Raw genomic sequence first — 17384 nt, forward strand, 5'->3', positions numbered from 1 at the left:
CACCTCACTCGGCAGCCTGTGCCTGCGGCACAAAGGCGGAAGGAATTTCGGCTTCGTCGCGCAGATGGCCGCGGATGGTCATGAAGACGTTCCAGGCCATCACGATGCCGCCGGCCAGGTAGAGACCACCGCCGATCGTGCGCAATACGTAATAGGGGAACATCGCCGCCACGGTTTCGGCGAAGGAGTAGACGAGGAAGCCCTGGGAATTATATTCGCGCCACATCAGGCCCTGCTGGATGCCGGCGACCCACAGGACCGCCGCATAGACGACGATGCCGAGCGTTGCGAGCCAGAAGTGCCAGTTGACCATGCGCAGGCTGTAGAGGCGTTCGCGGCCCCACAGCTTCGGCGTCATGTAGTAGATCGCACCGAACGTGATCATACCGACCCAGCCGAGCGCGCCGGAATGTACGTGCCCGATGGTCCATTCGGTGTAGTGGCTGAGCGAGTTCACCGTCTTGACCGACATCATCGGGCCTTCGAAGGTCGACATGCCGTAAAAGGCGATGGCGACGATCATCATGCGGATAATGGGATCGGTACGGATCTTGTCCCAGGCACCTGACAGCGTCATCAGACCATTGATCATGCCGCCCCAGGAGGGCATCCAGAGCATGACGGAGAAGACCATGCCGAGGGTCTGCGCCCAGTCGGGAAGCGCGGTATAGTGCAGGTGATGCGGCCCTGCCCAGATATACATGAAGATCAGCGCCCAGAAGTGGATGATCGACAGCCGATAGGAATAGACGGGACGGTTAGCCTGCTTGGGCACGAAATAATACATCATCCCGAGGAAGCCGGCGGTCAGGAAGAAGCCGACGGCGTTGTGGCCGTACCACCACTGCGTCAGGGCGTCCTGAACGCCCGAAAAAAGCGAGTAGCTCTTCGATCCGAGGAAGGAGACCGGCACTGCGAGATTGTTGACGACGTGCAGCATTGCGATCGTCACGATGAAGCCGAGATAGAACCAGTTCGCCACATAGATATGTGGCTCCTTGCGCTTCAGGATGGTGCCGAGGAAGACAAGCAGATAGGCAACCCAGACGATCGTCAGCCACAGGTCGACGTACCATTCAGGCTCGGCATATTCACGCGCCTGGTTGATGCCGAGGACATAGCCGGTCGCCGCCATGATGATGAAGAGCTGATAGCCCCAGAAGACGAACCAGGCGAGACTGCCGCCGAAGAGGCGCGCATGGCAGGTGCGCTGGACGACGTAGAAGGACGTCATGATCAGCGCATTGCCGCCGAAGGCGAAAATCACCGCTGAAGTGTGGACAGGCCGGAGCCTGCCGAAATTCAGATAGGGAGCGAGATTGAGATCCGGGAACGCCAATTGCGCCGCAATGACAACGCCGACGAGGAAACCGACGACGCCCCAGAATACGGTGGCGATCAAACCGTAGCGGATGACCTCGTCGAAATAGCCAGACGGATCGGCTTTCGGAAGCCGGCCCGCCGGTGAGAAATCCACCTTTCTGACGAGAAGCAGCGTTCCCGCAAAAAGGCAGAAGCTCAATATCCCCATGTGGATTGAAAATAGATGGTCGTGGGCGAAAGCAGCGCCAAGCAATGCCAGGAATGCTCCCACGGCGACCACCATGGTTTCCGTAGTATAGTTCATGATGACGTCCCCAGTGCGCAGACGACCACAGCGCGGTCGCCTTTCTCGTACTTTGAGGAACGACTGTCACGGAGACCCCTCCTGTTCCTTGATCCAGGTCAACGAAGGTGTGGCTTTGGCCGTTGTTACAGACTGTTACAGAACCTTACCCATTGGCACCGTCCGCTCATTCCGCTGTGACCGAACGCCTTTCTATTGGCCTCACATTCAATCAGGGCACGGGGATCATTGAGATGTTGATGCAGGGCCAACAGGCATTCGAGAACGTCGATTTTGGCGCAAAAGCGGTTCAGGACAATTCGTTGTCGTCGCTTTTCCAGATGTCGGCAACCGAAACGGTCGGGGCAGGAAAGGCGATCTGTTGGGAGGGGGATGCCGCACGGCATCTGTTCCAGATCACCGAAGGCGTCGTACGTCTTCATCGCATCATCGGCGACGGGCGCCGGGTCATAACCGCCTTTCACTTCGCCGGCGATGTCGTCGGCTCTTTCCTGCAGGGCGATTTCCTGTTTACCGCCGAAGCCGTGACGGATTGCAAGATTCGCCGCCTCTCGCGCAAACAGTTCCAGGAAGAGATTGAGCGTTCCGAATTTCTGCGGCCGGCCTATATCAGCCTGCTCTGCAGGGAAACCGCGTCGGCTCACGACCAGCTCGTGCTCCTGTCCAGGAAAAATGCCGAGGAACGCCTCTGCACCTTTCTCATGAAGCTTGCGACCCGTGACGGCGAATCGCTCCACCAGGGGCTGCTCGAGGTGCCGATGAGCCGACAGGACATCGCCGATTATCTCGGCCTGACCATCGAGACCGTTTCGCGCTCGATCAGCAAGCTCGCCCAGAGGAAGATCGTCATTCCGGACGGACGGCACAATCTGCGCATCGTCAATCTAGCCCGCCTCGCACAGTTGTCGGGCAACGTGGATGATTTTTCGGACAGAACCTGCCATAGGGGTAGCGTCCACTGACTACGGAACGAATGTCTATGCCTCACCGTCTGATCTCGCCGCGCATCGCATCGCCCCAGGAACTGGACGCGCTCGTGCATGTTCTCGACGGGGCCGACATCATCGTGCACCGGCTCGAAGGCACGATCACCCATTGGTCGATCGGCAGCGAGAACATGTACGGCTGGACCCGTGAAGAAGCCGTGGGCGAGACCGTCTACTCTTTGCTCGATACGCGCTTTCTGGAGCCGATGGACGCCATACGCGCGCATCTGACGACGCGGGGCTTCTGGCAGGGCGAGGTCGTTCATCGTCACAAGAACGGTCGCGACATGTATGTGACGACCCGCTGCGTTCTCGTCAATCTTCCAGACGGCGATCCCGTCGTCATCGAGGCAAACAGCGATGTCAGCGCCCTGCGCAAGGCGGAAGAGGCTGTGCGGACGCGTGAGGCACACCTGTCATCGATCCTCGACACAGTGCCCGATGCGATGGTCGTCATCGACCAGAACGGCAATGTCATGTCGTTCAGCAAGGCGGCCGAGGCGCTCTTCGGCTTCAGCTCCGAAGAAGTCTGCGGCCAGAACGTCAAGAAGCTGATGCCCGAACCTTATCGCGCGGCCCATGACGGATATATCGACCATTACATGCAGACGGGCGAGAAGCGGATCATCGGTTACGGTCGCGTCGTGACGGGCCAGCGCGCTGACGGTAGCCAGTTCCCGATGGAGCTCCATGTCGGCGAGGCAACGGCAAATGGCGAACGGATCTTCACCGGCTTCGTTCGCGATCTGACCAGCAGGTTCAAGATCGAGGAGGACCTTCGCCAGGCCCAGAAGATGGAGGCCGTGGGTCAGTTGACCGGCGGGCTGGCGCACGACTTCAACAATCTGCTGACCGTGATCAGCGGCAATCTGGAGATGATCGAGGACAAGCTCCCGTCAGGCCCGCTGCGCGACATGCTGCAGGAGGCGCAGGATGCCGCGGCCGACGGCGCAAAGCTCACCGGACAGCTGTTGGCATTCGGAAGACGTCAACCGTTGAACCCGAAGCAAGCCGATCTCGGCCGGCTCGTCACCGGCTTTTCGGACCTGTTGCGAAGGACGCTCGGAGAAAACATCAAATTGTCGACGGTCCTTTCAGGATCCGATTTCAACGTGCTGGTCGACAGTTCCCAGCTGCAGAACGCGATCCTCAACATCGCTCTGAACGCGCGCGACGCCATGCCGAAAGGCGGCACTCTGACCACTGAGGTCTCACGTGTGCAGCTCGATGCGGACTACGCGAAAATGTATCCGGAAGTTCGCAGCGGCAACTTCGTCCTCGTCTCCATGAGCGATACCGGTGACGGCATGACCGAAGAGGTCAAGAAGCGTGCGATCGAGCCCTTCTTCACCACCAAGGAAGTGGGATCCGGAACCGGACTGGGCCTCAGCATGGTCTACGGCTTCGTCAAGCAATCCGGCGGCCACCTGCAGATCTATAGCGAGGTCGGTCGCGGCTCGACGATCCGCATCTACCTGCCAGCTCTTTCAAGCGCCAGCGCTAGGGACGAAGCGACGGCCGGCGGCAAGGTCGAAGCAGCACTGCCGGGTGGCGACGAACGCGTTCTTGTGGTCGAGGACGACGCGCGCGTGCGCAGGGTTGCCGTCGCCAGGCTTGCTGGAATGGGATATGCAGTGCTCGAGGCCGACAATGGCCGCCGGGCACTGGAATTGCTCAAGGGTCAGCCCGACGTCGCGCTTTTGTTCACCGACATCGTCATGCCCGGAGGTATGACCGGCGACGAATTGGCAAGGGCCGCCCGCGTGGAACGGCCTGACCTCGCCGTGCTCTTCACCTCAGGATATTCCGAGCCCGCACTGGCGGCAAACGAGGTCATCGCCGGCGCGCAATGGCTTCGAAAGCCTTACACTGCGCGCGACCTCGCCCTGAAAGTGCGTGAGCTCATCGACGCCCGGTGAGGCGGGGCGCGTAAACCTCTCAAAAAATCCAGCAATCCGATTGTCCGCCGGAGCCTTTGACGGTTCGGCAGATGCAAACCTGCATCCACGCCTGCATCGAAGTGGATGCTGAGGATGCTGTCTTCAATGTGCCTCGGGGCCGCTCTCCCGTTTCCCTGCGTGTCGTCGAAACAGGACAAAGAGAGCCACTTGTCGCCTGAATTGGCACCACCAATTTGACGGGCATCAAAGAGTGGCACGTTTGCATGTCCTAGAACCGCAGCCGAGGCCAAGATCGGCCCCGAACCATAGGAGAAATGCAATGCGTCTGAAATTTGGACTGATCGCTGCCGGAGCGGTTCTGATGGCATCGGCAGCGCCGCTCATGGCCGCCGACCATCAGATCCAGATGCTCAACAAGGGCGCTGACGGCGCAATGGTCTTCGAGCCGGGATTCGTCAAGATCGCACCCGGTGATACCGTTACCTTCGTGCCCACCGACAAGAGCCACAATGCCGAGACCTACAAGGGCCTTATTCCGGATGGGGCTGCAGAGTTCAAGTCCACGCCCAGCGAGCAATATCAGGCAAAATTCGACCTCCCCGGCGCCTATGTCATCAAGTGCACGCCGCACGCAGGCATGGGCATGGTGGCGCTGATCCAGGTCGGCGACAACCCCGCCAACCTCGAAGTCATCAAGACCGCCAAGCTTCCGAACATGGTGCGCAAGCGCCTCGATGCCGATCTCGCACAGATCGCGCAGGTCACGCAATAACGTTAAGGCACTCACAGGTGGCGGCGCCTTGCGCCCCACCTGCGGACCAGGAGACATGTCATGATCAGACATTTTGCGCTCGCAGTAACAGGCATGTTTTGCATTGTCGGATCGGCGCAGGCCCACAGCACTCTCGAGCAGGCCGAGGGAGGCCTCACCGAGATCCTGTGGCAAGGCGGCTCGCTTTGCCGACGACGAATATGATGAATTTGTGCTTCGCCACCGTAGCCAAGGAAATGCTTGTGGCTAGGAGTGACCGGCAGGCGCATCGTCGTTGATCACCTGCCGCTTGTCAAAAGGTGGCGGTCAGCCGGAGATCATGCCGCCTTGCTATGTGTCCGGCCGAAGGAGCCGAAGTAGGCGTCGAAAGCAGCAGCGACGGCACGGACCATGAAGCGATGCTCCTTCGAGACGGTGATGCAGCCGTTCTTTATCGTCACCACGCCATCCGACACGAGATTGTCCAGCCGATCGTTCCGCTCGAGGAGAAAGCCGACATCGTAGCCGGCCTCCGCACCAAGCATTGCGAGATCGACCTTGAAGTCGCACATCAGCCGTTCGATCACTCTCGCCCGAAACCTGTCTTCATCGGTCAGCCCATATCCCTTGGCAGTCGCGAGAATTCCCGAAGTGATCCGTTCTGCATAACGACCAAGAGCGACGTGGTTCTGGACGTAGCCGCCCGGCAGCCGCCCAATCGCCGAAGCGCCGAGCCCGATGAGAGTTTCGCATTCGTCTGTCGTGTAGCCCTGGAAGTTGCGCTGCAAGGTTCCCGAGAGGGAGGCGACGGCGAGCTGATCGTCGGGCAATGCGAAATGGTCGAGGCCGACACGAACATATCCGGCGCTCTCCAGCTCATCAGCGATCGCCTCGGCCTGCTCGTTGCGTTGCGCAGCATCGGGCAGCGCTGCCTGGTCGATCAGCCGCTGATGCTTCTTGAAGGCCGGCACATGGGCATATCCGAAGACCGCAAACCGCTCCGGGCGCAACTCGACAGCGGTTCTCACCGTTTCGATGCAGGATCGAATGGTCTGATGCGGGAGCCCGTAGATAAGATCGAAATTGATGCTCGTCACGCCGTAGCCTCTGAGCCCCGCCACGGCTGCCTGCGTCTGCTCGAAGCTCTGTATCCGGTTGATCGCTTTTTGAACGACGGGGTCGAAGCTCTGGACGCCGAGACTTGCGCGATCGACGCCGTTTTCGCCGAGAGCGGAAATCATCGCGCTCGACAGCGTTCGCGGATCGATCTCGACCGCAACGCTGCTGTCGCCGGTAAACTGGAACGCGCTCTTGAGCTTGTCCATCAGGCTCGAGAATTCGTCCGGCTTCATGATCGTCGGCGTGCCGCCGCCGAAATGAACGTTCTTGACCGGAACCTCGTTTCGAGCCGCCTGCGACACGAGTTCGATCTCCTGGCTCAAGACGTCGAGATATTCGAGCACGGGCGCATCCTGGCGCGTGACCGTCGTGTGGCAGCCGCAATACCAGCACATCGAGCGACAGAAGGGAACGTGCAGGTAGACGGAGACAGGTCCAGAGGCTGCGATCTCTGAAAGACCGACGGCATATTGCTCCGGCCCGACGGCCGGCGAAAATGCAGGTGCAGTCGGATAGCTGGTGTAGCGGGGCAGGCGGGCCTCGCCATATTTGGCAACCAAGGCATCGGACATTTCGGCTTCCTTCATGAGAGTGTCACGATGCGCATATGCCGATGAGGGGCTGCCTTCCTTGTCCTGGATCAATAATGACCCGCGTGAGCCTGAAAATAGCAAGCAGGGCGCAGGAACCAGCTCGACACTTGCGCTCGCGCCGATACGACCGAGGGCGCCACTTTCAAAGCAGTTTAGCGGGACGACGATGAAGATCGACGGTGCGGTTTTGAAGTCACTGCCGCTTTTTCGAATGCATGCGGATGCCGATCTTGACGCCATGCTCGAGCACGTTACACCGCGCGGCGGGCATCCATATCCGTGAGTCCGCGGCCCCGGCAACCGCGGCCAGCGGTTGACCGCCAGTTTCACCAACATCATTGCATTTGCGCCAGATCAATCACGGCTGAGGCGGAAGGTCTAAGCTCGTCACATTACAAGGAGTGATTGGAATGGGAAGCTTTAGCACCTGGCATTGGCTGATCGTCCTTGCCATCGTCCTCATCCTGTTTGGACGCGGCAAGATCCCTGAACTCATCGGCGACGTCGCACATGGGATTCGGGCCTTCAAGAAGGGCATCGATGACGAGCAGGTCGGCGAAAAGGACAGGGGCGGCGATGCAGATCGGCCCTGATCCGGATCGACGCGTATTCGGTCATCCTGAACGTCAGGGGGAGCGCAGGATGGAGTATTCGATTATCTCGGCCCGGTTCGACGACGCGGAAAAATGCGGTCGCATCGATCTTCAAGTCGCTGACCAAACCAGGCCACTGATCGTCACCAGGAGATCGCTGCTGAGTGTCGCCTCGCCGCCGCGCGCGAGTGACGCGCGGCTTTTCCAGTTTCTGCATAGCTTTTGCGAGATCGCGCTCGCCTATGGCAAATGCGATCCGAGGCATGCGGAAACCCTGGTCGTCACAGCAACCGACGTAAGACGCTGGCGCCGCGGTCATTCGCAGTCAGAACCGCTGTGGACGTGGCAGGATATCGGCAGCACCATCACACCCTTTCCCCGCCCGACTGATCCCTCATCTCGGCTGCGCGCTTCGGCAGAAACGCTCGAACGCTTCGCGGGTGCATAGTTTCTGGAGATATTCCTCGTCCTGATCGCGCGCGACATGGCGAAGCACGAGCTTGAGCAGCTCCCATTCGGTGGCGCGGTTGCGATTGAACCACGACGCCTCCGCAATACCGTCATAGATGTGGAGAACGCGCCTGGCGGTGACTGGATCGAGATCTCTCAGGAGCATGCTGGGAGAGGCCGCTTTTCAAACATGGATTTCACATCCCTATGGTGATGCGAGAGCTTCGCTTGTCTTCGATGAGGCAGCACAACAGGGGTGCCGATGTCTTCGCTTGACGGACGAATATTGCATGCCGTTGCTATCGCCCCTCCGCTTGCTCGTCCTTGATAAATCTCAATCTGGCCGGGGCGGTACTCGAACTGATACAGATCAAGACCGTCCGTCAGAATTCATGAGAAGGGTGGCAGACGATCAAGGACCGGATTTGATGAACCTGCCGACATTCGTTATCGCCGTCTTCTCGCTGCTGATCCTGCCAGGCCCCACCAATGCGGTTCTGGCCTTGGCGTCGACAACGCTGACCGTCTGGCGGTCCCTGTCGCTCATCGCCGCGGTGGTGCTTGCCTATCTCGCAATCATCGTTCCAGTGTCGAGCATCGCCGCTCCGCTCCTTTATGGCCATCCAGGCATTGCCAGTATCGTCAAGCTGATTTCGGCGATCTGGGTTCTCTATCTTGCGCTCAAGCTATGGGTTGGGGCGCCGGAGGGCGGGCAGAACACGCTCGGCGTCGATCAGCTCTTCATCACCACGCTGCTCAATCCCAAGGCCATCATCATCGGCCTCACCCTCGTGCCCGCTGTCGAAGCGGGGGTACCCGCAGCGACAGCGACATTCGTCGTCTGCGTGACGGTGACGTCGGCGATCTGGCTTGGCCTTGGCAGTCTGCTTGTTGGACGCCAAGCGCAAATGCCACCTGTTGCACGGCGTTGCGGTTGCGCAGTACTGGTTGCCTTCTCCCTGACCCTCGCCATCAGCGCCCTTTGGACCTGAAAGCTACAGCATCGGCCCGAAAATCGGAATCGATTTTCGGAAAGCCTAATTCGTAGATTCAAAGAGTTAGAGCGTCCTTTGTGCGTCCGAATGGACGCACGGCGCTCTAAGTGAGTTTTTCAGGGTATCGGTTCGGCTGTTCCCTCGATGGCTTGAAGATACGGCACCGCCTGCCGCAGCCGCTCTGTCCCGCATCAGATATGATCTGGGACCGTTTCTTGATGTTGGTCAATGTCTGATCCATGCGGGAGGCTAAGATCGCATGACGATCTGGCGGACAAGGGTAGTGATCCGATATGTACCAAACGATAGTCTGTGCAATAGGCAATGGCCCTCGCGAAACGGCCGAGCGCATCCTGAACAAGGCAGCCGGCCTCCTCGACAAGGATGGCTCGATCTTCGTCGTTCACGCCGTCGAAACCGTGCCACACTATATGACGACGAGCCTGCCGGAGGACTTCGAGACCGCCGCCATAAAGGATGCCGAGGATAAGCTCACCTTGCTCTGCCGACAGATGAAGATCCCTGCCCTGGTCGAGGTCCATACCGGTAGCGCGGCCAGGGTGCTTTTGGCCGCCGCGCGGGAGAAGCAGGCCGATCTCATCATACTGTCGACTCATGTGGCGGATATTACCGACTATATTTTCGGGGCCGTGGTCGACCGCGTGGTGCGTCATGCCAAATGCTCGGTCCTCATCGATCGCAAGCAAAGTCCGGGGCATAAGCTGAGGGGCGCGGTGGAGACGGTCGCGCGCTGTTAACAGTGCGACCTCGCCAATGGCGCGCTGTGTTTTCCGCCTTTGTCGCGACCTTCTCCCCACACATGACGCAAAGGTACTGGCAGGTGCAGGCCACCGCACGCCATCACGGTATTGCCACGATCTCTACCGCGCATCCGCCAGCGCCCGCCGGAACCGCATGAGCGCGCTGCAAAAGAAGAGCACGCCGATCGCGATCAGCGCCGCCACCTCCTGCCAGACCGCATCGAAGCCAGCGCCGCGGTAGAGGATTGCCTGCGACAGGGAGACAAAATGCGGCGCGGGCGAAACCACCATCGCATATTGCAACCACAGCGGCATGCTATCCATCGGCGTCGTACTGCCGGAAAGCAGGTTCATGGCCATCAGGATCGGCATCGAGATCAGCCCGAATTGCGCCATCGAGCCGGACGCCGTGGCGATCAGAATGCCGAGCGACGTGACGGAGAACTGGTAAAGCACCGCGCAGAAGACGAAGAGCCAGATCGAGCCGGCGATCGGCACCGAAAGAAACCCTTCGACCACGACGACGAGCGACAGCACAGCCGCCACGACGATCACCAGCCCGTTCGCCCAGACCTTCGACATCATGATCTCCGCCGGCGTGACCGGCATGACGAGAAGATGCTCGATCGTGCCGTGCTCCCGCTCTCGGACCAGCGCTGCACCGGTCAGGATGACCGAAAGCATCGTCACATTGTTGATGACCTGCATGACCGCCGTGAACCAGGTCGATTGCAGGTTGGGATTGAATCGTGCGCTGACGACGAGATTGACCGGCGACGCCGCTGCGCTATTCGGCAAGGCCGTCGCCATCTCATGCAGGACGATGCTCTGAATATAGGAGGCTCCGTTGCCGGCCTGCGCCATGGCTGTCGCGTCGATATCGAGCTGCAGCGAAGGCTTGCGGCCGGCAATCGCATCCTCCTCGAATTTGGGCGGGATCTCCAGTACGAAGACGAATCGACCGGCATCCATTGCCGCATCCACCTCATCAGCGCCAATCAACACTGGCTCCTTGAAGAAGGGCTGCAGCATTGCGTCCCGTAGCCGTGTCGAGAGCATCGAACGGTCCTCGTCGACGACGGCGACCGAGGCGTTCTCAACCTCGAGCTTGGCGCCGGTCGAAACCGTATAGACGGCAATGGTGAAAGTATAGACGATGAGAACCATCATCACGGGATCGGCCTTCAGGCTGTAGAGCTCCTTGACGCCGAGGCGGAAGATCCGGTTGAGCTTGCCCCACATGTCAGGCGCTCCGCTTTCTGAGTGCCACAAGTGCGGCACCGACGAACACGACACCGAAACCGGCAAGGGCGATGAGGTTAGGCCAGAGTTCGGCAAGGCCGAGAGCCTTTGTGATGACGCCGACGCTCAGGGGCTGGTACCAGGCCGAGGGAAAAAGCAGCCCCATGAACCGCCCGGCCCCGGAGAGCGACGAGACCGGCACCAGCAGACCGGAAAAATTCACGGCCGGGACGACCGCAATGATCGCCGTTGCGAAGATCGCCGCCACCTGGCTGCGCACGAAGCTCGAAACGAAGAGACCGAAGGCAGTCGTCGCGAGGATATAGAGGACAGAGCCCGCCGCAAGCAGACCGACGGAGCCCTTGATCGGTACGTCGAAGACGATGCGCATCATCAGCACCAGCATCAGGAAACTGACGAAGGCGATCGCCACATAGGGAAGCTGCTTGCCAAGCAGGAATTCGATACGCGTGACCGGCGTCGCCTGGAAATTGGCAATCGAGCCGGTCTCCTTCTCCTTGACGATGCCGAGCGCGGTCATGATCGCCGGGATCAATACGAGCATCAGCATGATGACGCTCGGCACGATCGCATTGGCGCTTTTGAAATCCTGATTATAGCGGAAGCGGCTTTCGATATTGACGGGATAGGGTTGTTCGAAGCGGCCTGAGTGCCGCGCCGAGACATCAGCGAGATAGGAGGAGACGAGACCGGAAACATAGCCGCGCGCCGTCTCGGCACGGAACGGCATCGCGCCGTCGAGCCATACGGAGACCTCCGGCGCCTCCTGCCGCAGCAGGTCGCGGCCGAAATCGGGCGGGACCTCGATGGCCACCATCAGCTCACCATCCTGCAGCCGATGCTGCAGCTCCTCGGTCGAGGCAATCGGCGGCTGCTCCTGGAAATAACGCGAGCTCTGCAGGCTCTCCACCAGCTGTCGGCTTTCTGAAGATTGATCCTGATCGTAGACGGCGAAAGGCAGATGCTCGACATCGAAGGAGATGCCGTATCCGAAAGTGAGCATCAGCAGGACCGGCCCGAGCAGCGCGAAGACGAGCCGCGCCCGGTCGCGCAGGATTTCGATCGTCTCCCGCCGCGCGTAGGCAAAGAGCCGGCGGGGGTCGAAGAGACGCATGGGCTTGGCGGCGGCACCGGCGAGCTCAATGCCCCCGGCATCGGCGTCAACACCCTCTCCCATACCCGCCTCGCTCAGCACCTCGATGAAGGTTTCCTCCAGCGTCGCATTGCCCCGCTCGGCGCGGAGTTCGGCAGGGGTGCCGACCGCCAGCACCTTGCCGGCATGCATCAGCGAGATGCGGTCACAGCGCTCGGCCTCATTCATGAAATGCGTCGACAGGAAAATCGTGACGCCGTCGCGCCGCGACAGCGTTATCAGGGATCGCCAGAAGGCGTCGCGAGCCACCGGATCGACGCCGGACGTAGGCTCGTCGAGGATCAGAATTTCCGGCTTGTGGATGAGGGCGGCTGCAAGCTGGAGACGCTGGCGAATGCCGAGCGGCAAGTCCTCTGGCCGCTGGTCGGCGAAGTCGTCGAGATCATATTCGGCGAGCATCTCGCCGACGCGCCCGTCGATATCTGCAGCCGGCAAACCGAAAAGACGCGCATGCAGCCTGAGGTTCTGGCGAACGGTCAGCTCGCCATAGAGGGAGAACGCCTGCGACATGTAGCCGACGCGCTTGCGGGTCTCGATGTCGCCGGCTTTCAGCGGCTGGCCAAAGAGCTTTGCGACACCCTCGCTCGACGGCAATAGCCCCGTCAGCATTTTCATCGTCGTGCTCTTGCCGCTGCCGTTCGAACCGAGGAAGCCGAAAATCTCGCCCTTCGCAATACGGAAGCTGACATGATCGACCGCGACGAAATCGCCGAAGCGGCACGTCAGGTCTTCCGCCTCGATTGCCGGCGGTCCGTCGACGATCGCACGCGGCGTGACGATCAGCGGGCCGCGATCCAGCTTGCCGGTATTCGGCATCAGAGCCGTGAAGGCCGCCTCCAGGGTCTGCTGCCGAGCCTGCCGCATGATATCGCCGGGGCTGCCGGTCGCGATCAGCCTGCCTGCGTGCAATGCGGCAAGCCAGTCGAAGCGTTCGGCCTCCTCCATATAGGCGGTGGCGACGATCACGCTCATCTGCGGCCGCCGCGCACGAATGTGATCGACGAGCTCCCAGAACTGCCGCCGCGAGAGCGGATCAATGCCGGTCGTCGGTTCGTCGAGGATCAGCAGATCGGGATCATGCAGGAGCGAGGCACAGATGCCGAGCTTCTGCCTCATGCCACCCGAAAGCTTGCCGGCCGGCCGGTCGCGAAAAGGCAGCAAGCCGGTCATTCGCAGTAGCTCGTCCATGCGCGCCAGGCGCTGCCGACCGTCCTGGCCGAAAAGACGGCCGAAGAAATCGAGGTTTTCTGCCACGCTCAGCGTCGGATAGAGATTGCGTCCGAGGCCCTGCGGCATGAAGGCAAGGCGGGTACGGGTGTCACGACGATGGCGCCAATCGGCCATGTCGCCGCCAAGCACCTCGACATGCCCGTGCTGGATGCGGGTAATACCCGCCGCAAGACCGAGCAGCGTCGATTTGCCGACGCCATCGGGGCCGATCAGTCCGGCCATGCAGCCGGCGGGAACGGCGAGCTCGACACCATCGAGCGCGGCAATTTGGCCGTAACGATGCGTCACGGCCGTAAGGCGAACGGTCGGTTCGCTCATTGCGGCAGCTTCACTTGCAGCTCGGCCGGCCAGCCCGACTTGGGGTCGGTGCGGACATAGCCGATGCCCCTCACACCGGTCTTGACGCGCGATTCATAATCCTTGAGCAGATCGGGAGCGATCTTCAACTTCACGCGGAAGACCAGCTTCTCGCGCTCGTCTTGCGTCTCTACGGTCTTCGGCGTGAACTGGGCCTGCGAAGAGACGAAGGAGACCGTCGCCGGCACGACATATTGCGGCGCCGGATCGAGAATAATGCGCGCCTCATCGCCGATCGCCAAGGTGCCGGCTGCACGGGCCGGCAGGAAGATCGTCATCGACACGTCGGAGAGATCGAGCAGCGTGGCAACCGGCGCACCGGCGGCAACGACCTCGCCAGTCTGCGCGAGCTTGTATTCGACACGGCCCCGGCGCGGCGCCTTCAGCACAGCATCGTCGAGCAAAGTTTGAATGCGCACCACTTCCGCCTGCGCCGCTTCTGTTGCCGCTTCCGCCTCGTCGCGGCTTGCGAGCGCTGCCCTTTGTGCAGCCTCGGCAACGCTCAGCTGGCTGCGGCGCAGTTCGAGCTGCTGCATCGTTCCACTGCCCGTGTTGCTCATCGATCGCGCGCGTTCGAATTCCTGCCTGGCCAGTGCAAGCTCGCTTTGGCGCTGGGCAATTGAGGCCTCGGCTTCGACCTGGCTCGTCTCGCTTCGGCGAACCTGGGCCTTGGCGCCAGCAAGCTGGGCATCGAGATCGGCCGTATCGATCCGGGCGATCGGCGCGCCGGCGTCGACGATCTGGCCTTCATCGACGAGTACATCGGCAAGCCGGCCAGCGAATTTCGCCGAAATCAGCACCTGCTGGGCCTCGATGCGGCCATTGGACATGGAGACATTTTCGGGAAGTCCTCGGCCTGTCATCTTGTTCCAGAGGGCCTCGAAGCGAGCCGAGAAGACCGAGGAGCGATCCTGGGCAAGAACCGGCTGGCCAAGGCCAAGGAGAAAAGCGGCGGAAACCAGGACACAAAGCTGATGCTTTCTCAATTGCGGAGCCTCCAATCGAACCTGCGGACATTGCCGATGTTCGTCCTTCTATTGGCAATCCCGTCCGCCCTCCTTGACATATGTCATGAAGGAGACGGCAGGCATCTGTCGCGGTGGTGCCTGATCGCGGAGGGTCCGCAGACGTATCGTCGGTTCGGGAGCGATATAGAGGCCCTTCAGGCAGCATCCGGACGGGCGCGCCCCGACCTGCGACACCGGACGCGTCTGTCTTGCGATGGATCAATGCGCCGGTGGGCGTCCCCTTCATCATCACGCCGGACAATCATCGCGAAAGGATGAAGATCATGACGGGCAAGATGATGAAGGCGGCGGTGGTGCGTGAATTCGGCAAGCCGCTTGTAATCGAATGCGTGCCGGTGCCAGTTCCCGGACCGGGCGAAATACTGGTGAAGGTGGTCGCCTGTGGCGTCTGCCATACCGACCTGCATGCAGCCGACGGCGACTGGCCCGTCAAGCCGACGCCGCCCTTCATTCCAGGCCACGAAGCGGCAGGCATCGTTGCCGCTCTCGGCCCCGGCGTCACTGAATTCAAGGAAGGCGATGCCGTCGGCGTCGCCTGGCTGCACGACGCCTGCCTGCGTTGCGAATATTGCGAGACCGGCTGGGAAACGCTTTGCGAACATCAGCACAATTCCGGCTACAGCTGCGATGGCGGCTTTGCAGAATATGTCATCGCCTCTGCAGCCTTTGCCGCACGCCTTCCCGATGACGTCAATTTCGCCGAGATCGCGCCGATCCTCTGCGCCGGTGTTACGACATACAAAGGTCTCAGGGAAACCGAAGCCCGACCCGGCGAGTGGGTAGCGATCTCGGGCGTCGGCGGCCTTGGCCATGTTGCGATCCAATATGCCAAGGCGATGGGCCTCAAGGTGCTCGCCCTCGATATCGCCGCCGCCAAGCTCGACCTCGCTCGTGAGGTTGGCGCCGATCTTGCGCTCAACGCGCTTTCCGAAGACGTGATAGAGAAGGTGTTGAAGGCGACGGGCGGCGGCGCACATGGCGTGCTTGTCACCGCCGTCTCCCCGCCGGCTTTCTCGCAGGCGCTTTCCATAGTGCGCCGGAAGGGTACCGTCAGCCTTGTCGGACTGCCGCCTGGCAACTTCCCGACGCCGATCTTCGACGTCGTGCTGAAGCGCATTACCGTGCGCGGCTCGATCGTCGGCACGCGCCGCGATCTCGACGAAGCGCTCGCCTTCGCCGCCGATGGCCGCGTCCGGGCCGAGATCACCAGGGCGCCGCTTGACGATATCAATAATATCTTTGCCGGCCTGAAAGCGGGAACGATCGAAGGCCGGATGGTGCTGGATATCGCCGGAGAGACACCGGCGACGGCATGAGAAACAGCCGCGGATACGTCAATTTTGACTTTGATCAGGGCACATGGCTTGCCGCGTCGCCCTGGCTCCTTTGCTTTGGGGCACGCCGCAGTCGGCCTTTGGGCACGGTTGCCTGCGCGGTGCTGCTCTTCGTGCCTGCCGCCTGGACTGCCAGCCGGAAGAGGGGAACGGCCGGGGCCGGCGCTCCTGCCCACCGTAGGAGCTAGCGCTGTCCCTTCGAGCCAGGCCGAATGACAGGACGCTGCCCTCCTCCCCTCCCCGACATCGAACCGGCAACCTATATCAAGGCGGATTCCAGTCCGCAGTATTCGCTGCCCTTACACGGAGACATGTATGAGCCAAGATCCATACGAGCTTCTGGGCGTGAAACGGGATGCCACCCAGAAGGAAATTCAGGGGGCATTCCGCAAGCTTGCCAAGAAGCTCCACCCCGACCTGAACCCCGGCGACCAGAAGGCCGAGGCGAAGTTCAAGGAGATTTCTGCCGCCTATGAAATCCTGAGCGACGAAGAGAAGCGCGGTCGCTTCGATCGTGGCGAAATCGACATCACGGGAGCCGAACAGGCGCCCCGCAGTTACTATCGAGACTATGCCTCCTCGAGCGGCCCGGGCGGCGCCTATCACAACGACGCCGGCTTTGCCGATTTTGGAGACGCCGACGATCTCTTCGCAAACTTCTTCTCGCGCCGCGCTGGCGGCAGCAGCGGCGCTGCCCAGTTCCGCGCCAAGGGCGAGGACCGGCGCTTCTCGATGGAGGTGGATTTCCTCGATGCCGTGAACGGCGCGCAGAGCCAGGTGCGGCTGCCGGACGGGCCGGCACTCGACGTCAAGATCCCGCCCGGCACGCGTGACGGCCAGACGCTGCGCCTGCGCGGCAAGGGAGAACCCGGCCTCGGCGGCGGGCCGGCCGGCGATGCGCTGATCGACATCCATGTGCGCCCGCACCGTTTCTTCACCCGCGACGGCGACGACATCCGCCTCGATCTGCCCGTCACCTTAAGAGAAGCGGTACTCGGCGGAAAGGTGCGCGTGCCGACGCCTTCGGGGCCGGTCAACCTGACGCTGCCGGCGAATTCCAGCAGCGGCAAGGTGCTGCGCCTCAAGGGCAAGGGTGTTGCCAAGCGCGGCGGCGACGCCGGTGACGTCTATGTGACGCTGAAGATCATGCTGCCCGAACAGCCCGACGAACAGCTGACCGCCTTCGCCAAGGACTGGGCGGCAGCCGACACACAGGATCCGAGAAAGAACATGGAGGCCTGAC

General features: G+C 61.2%; 14 protein-coding genes. 9 read left to right on the forward strand and 5 right to left on the reverse strand.

What is annotated here, in order from left to right:
* Positions 1 to 4: 4 nt before the first annotated feature.
* Positions 5 to 1627, reverse strand: a complete 1623-nt coding sequence (gene ccoN / locus ACR9ZQ_RS38475; protein WP_481430482.1) for a cytochrome-c oxidase, cbb3-type subunit I — start codon at positions 1625 to 1627, stop codon at positions 5 to 7.
* Between the two features lie 233 nt (positions 1628 to 1860).
* Here ccoN and ACR9ZQ_RS38480 point away from each other — a divergent pair, with 233 nt between their 5' ends.
* The 3 genes from ACR9ZQ_RS38480 to ACR9ZQ_RS38490 all read left to right on the forward strand — a co-directional run bounded on the left by ACR9ZQ_RS38480 (position 1861) and on the right by ACR9ZQ_RS38490 (position 5286).
* Positions 1861 to 2589 (forward strand): Crp/Fnr family transcriptional regulator, encoded by a 729-nt coding sequence (locus ACR9ZQ_RS38480; RefSeq protein ID WP_481430483.1) that lies wholly within the window; start codon positions 1861 to 1863, stop codon positions 2587 to 2589.
* A gap of 17 nt (positions 2590 to 2606) precedes the next feature.
* The gene (locus ACR9ZQ_RS38485; protein ID WP_481430484.1) at positions 2607 to 4532 is read left to right on the forward strand and encodes a hybrid sensor histidine kinase/response regulator; all 1926 of its coding nucleotides are present in this window, start codon (positions 2607 to 2609) and stop codon (positions 4530 to 4532) included.
* 301 nt (positions 4533 to 4833) lie between these two features.
* On the forward strand, positions 4834 to 5286 hold the full coding sequence (locus tag ACR9ZQ_RS38490; protein ID WP_481430485.1) for a pseudoazurin: 453 nt from the start codon (positions 4834 to 4836) through the stop codon (positions 5284 to 5286).
* 317 nt (positions 5287 to 5603) lie between these two features.
* Here ACR9ZQ_RS38490 and hemN read toward each other — a convergent pair whose 3' ends face one another.
* Complete coding sequence (gene hemN / locus ACR9ZQ_RS38495; protein ID WP_481430486.1) at positions 5604 to 6956, reverse strand: oxygen-independent coproporphyrinogen III oxidase; 1353 nt, start codon at positions 6954 to 6956, stop codon at positions 5604 to 5606.
* A gap of 431 nt (positions 6957 to 7387) precedes the next feature.
* On the opposite strand from hemN, the gene ACR9ZQ_RS38500 reads away from it, so the two are divergent.
* From ACR9ZQ_RS38500 to ACR9ZQ_RS38515, 4 genes are all read left to right on the forward strand, one after another.
* Positions 7388 to 7570 (forward strand): twin-arginine translocase TatA/TatE family subunit, encoded by a 183-nt coding sequence (locus ACR9ZQ_RS38500; RefSeq protein WP_481430487.1) that lies wholly within the window; start codon positions 7388 to 7390, stop codon positions 7568 to 7570.
* A gap of 49 nt (positions 7571 to 7619) precedes the next feature.
* Positions 7620 to 8018: a hypothetical protein gene (locus ACR9ZQ_RS38505; RefSeq protein ID WP_481430488.1), complete on the forward strand. Its 399-nt coding sequence runs from the start codon at positions 7620 to 7622 to the stop codon at positions 8016 to 8018.
* Positions 8019 to 8448: 430 nt separating this feature from the next.
* On the forward strand, positions 8449 to 9012 hold the full coding sequence (locus ACR9ZQ_RS38510; protein WP_481430489.1) for a LysE family translocator: 564 nt from the start codon (positions 8449 to 8451) through the stop codon (positions 9010 to 9012).
* 296 nt (positions 9013 to 9308) lie between these two features.
* On the forward strand, positions 9309 to 9773 hold the full coding sequence (locus tag ACR9ZQ_RS38515) for a universal stress protein (RefSeq protein WP_481430490.1): 465 nt from the start codon (positions 9309 to 9311) through the stop codon (positions 9771 to 9773).
* Positions 9774 to 9896: 123 nt separating this feature from the next.
* Here ACR9ZQ_RS38515 and ACR9ZQ_RS38520 read toward each other — a convergent pair whose 3' ends face one another.
* From ACR9ZQ_RS38520 to ACR9ZQ_RS38530, 3 genes are read right to left on the reverse strand one after another with little or no spacing between them, the layout of a single operon-like run.
* On the reverse strand, positions 9897 to 11018 hold the full coding sequence (locus tag ACR9ZQ_RS38520; RefSeq protein ID WP_481430491.1) for an ABC transporter permease: 1122 nt from the start codon (positions 11016 to 11018) through the stop codon (positions 9897 to 9899).
* A gap of 1 nt (position 11019) precedes the next feature.
* The gene (gene rbbA, locus ACR9ZQ_RS38525) at positions 11020 to 13740 is read right to left on the reverse strand and encodes a ribosome-associated ATPase/putative transporter RbbA (protein WP_481430492.1); all 2721 of its coding nucleotides are present in this window, start codon (positions 13738 to 13740) and stop codon (positions 11020 to 11022) included.
* Positions 13737 to 14765 carry an HlyD family secretion protein gene (locus ACR9ZQ_RS38530; RefSeq protein ID WP_481430493.1) on the reverse strand — a complete coding sequence of 343 codons (1029 nt, stop codon included), beginning with the start codon at positions 14763 to 14765 and terminating at the stop codon, positions 13737 to 13739. The genes rbbA and ACR9ZQ_RS38530 overlap by 4 nt, the downstream gene beginning before the upstream one ends.
* A 305-nt stretch (positions 14766 to 15070) precedes the next feature.
* On the opposite strand from ACR9ZQ_RS38530, the gene adhP reads away from it, so the two are divergent.
* Positions 15071 to 16123 (forward strand): alcohol dehydrogenase AdhP, encoded by a 1053-nt coding sequence (adhP, locus tag ACR9ZQ_RS38535; RefSeq protein WP_481430996.1) that lies wholly within the window; start codon positions 15071 to 15073, stop codon positions 16121 to 16123.
* A 333-nt stretch (positions 16124 to 16456) separates the two neighbouring features.
* A complete protein-coding gene (locus ACR9ZQ_RS38540; RefSeq protein ID WP_481430494.1) occupies positions 16457 to 17383 on the forward strand; it encodes a DnaJ C-terminal domain-containing protein in 927 nt (308 codons plus the stop codon).
* Position 17384: the final 1 nt, after the last annotated feature.

The sequence above is a fragment of the Rhizobium sp. KNZ14-9A genome, assembly GCF_056755015.1.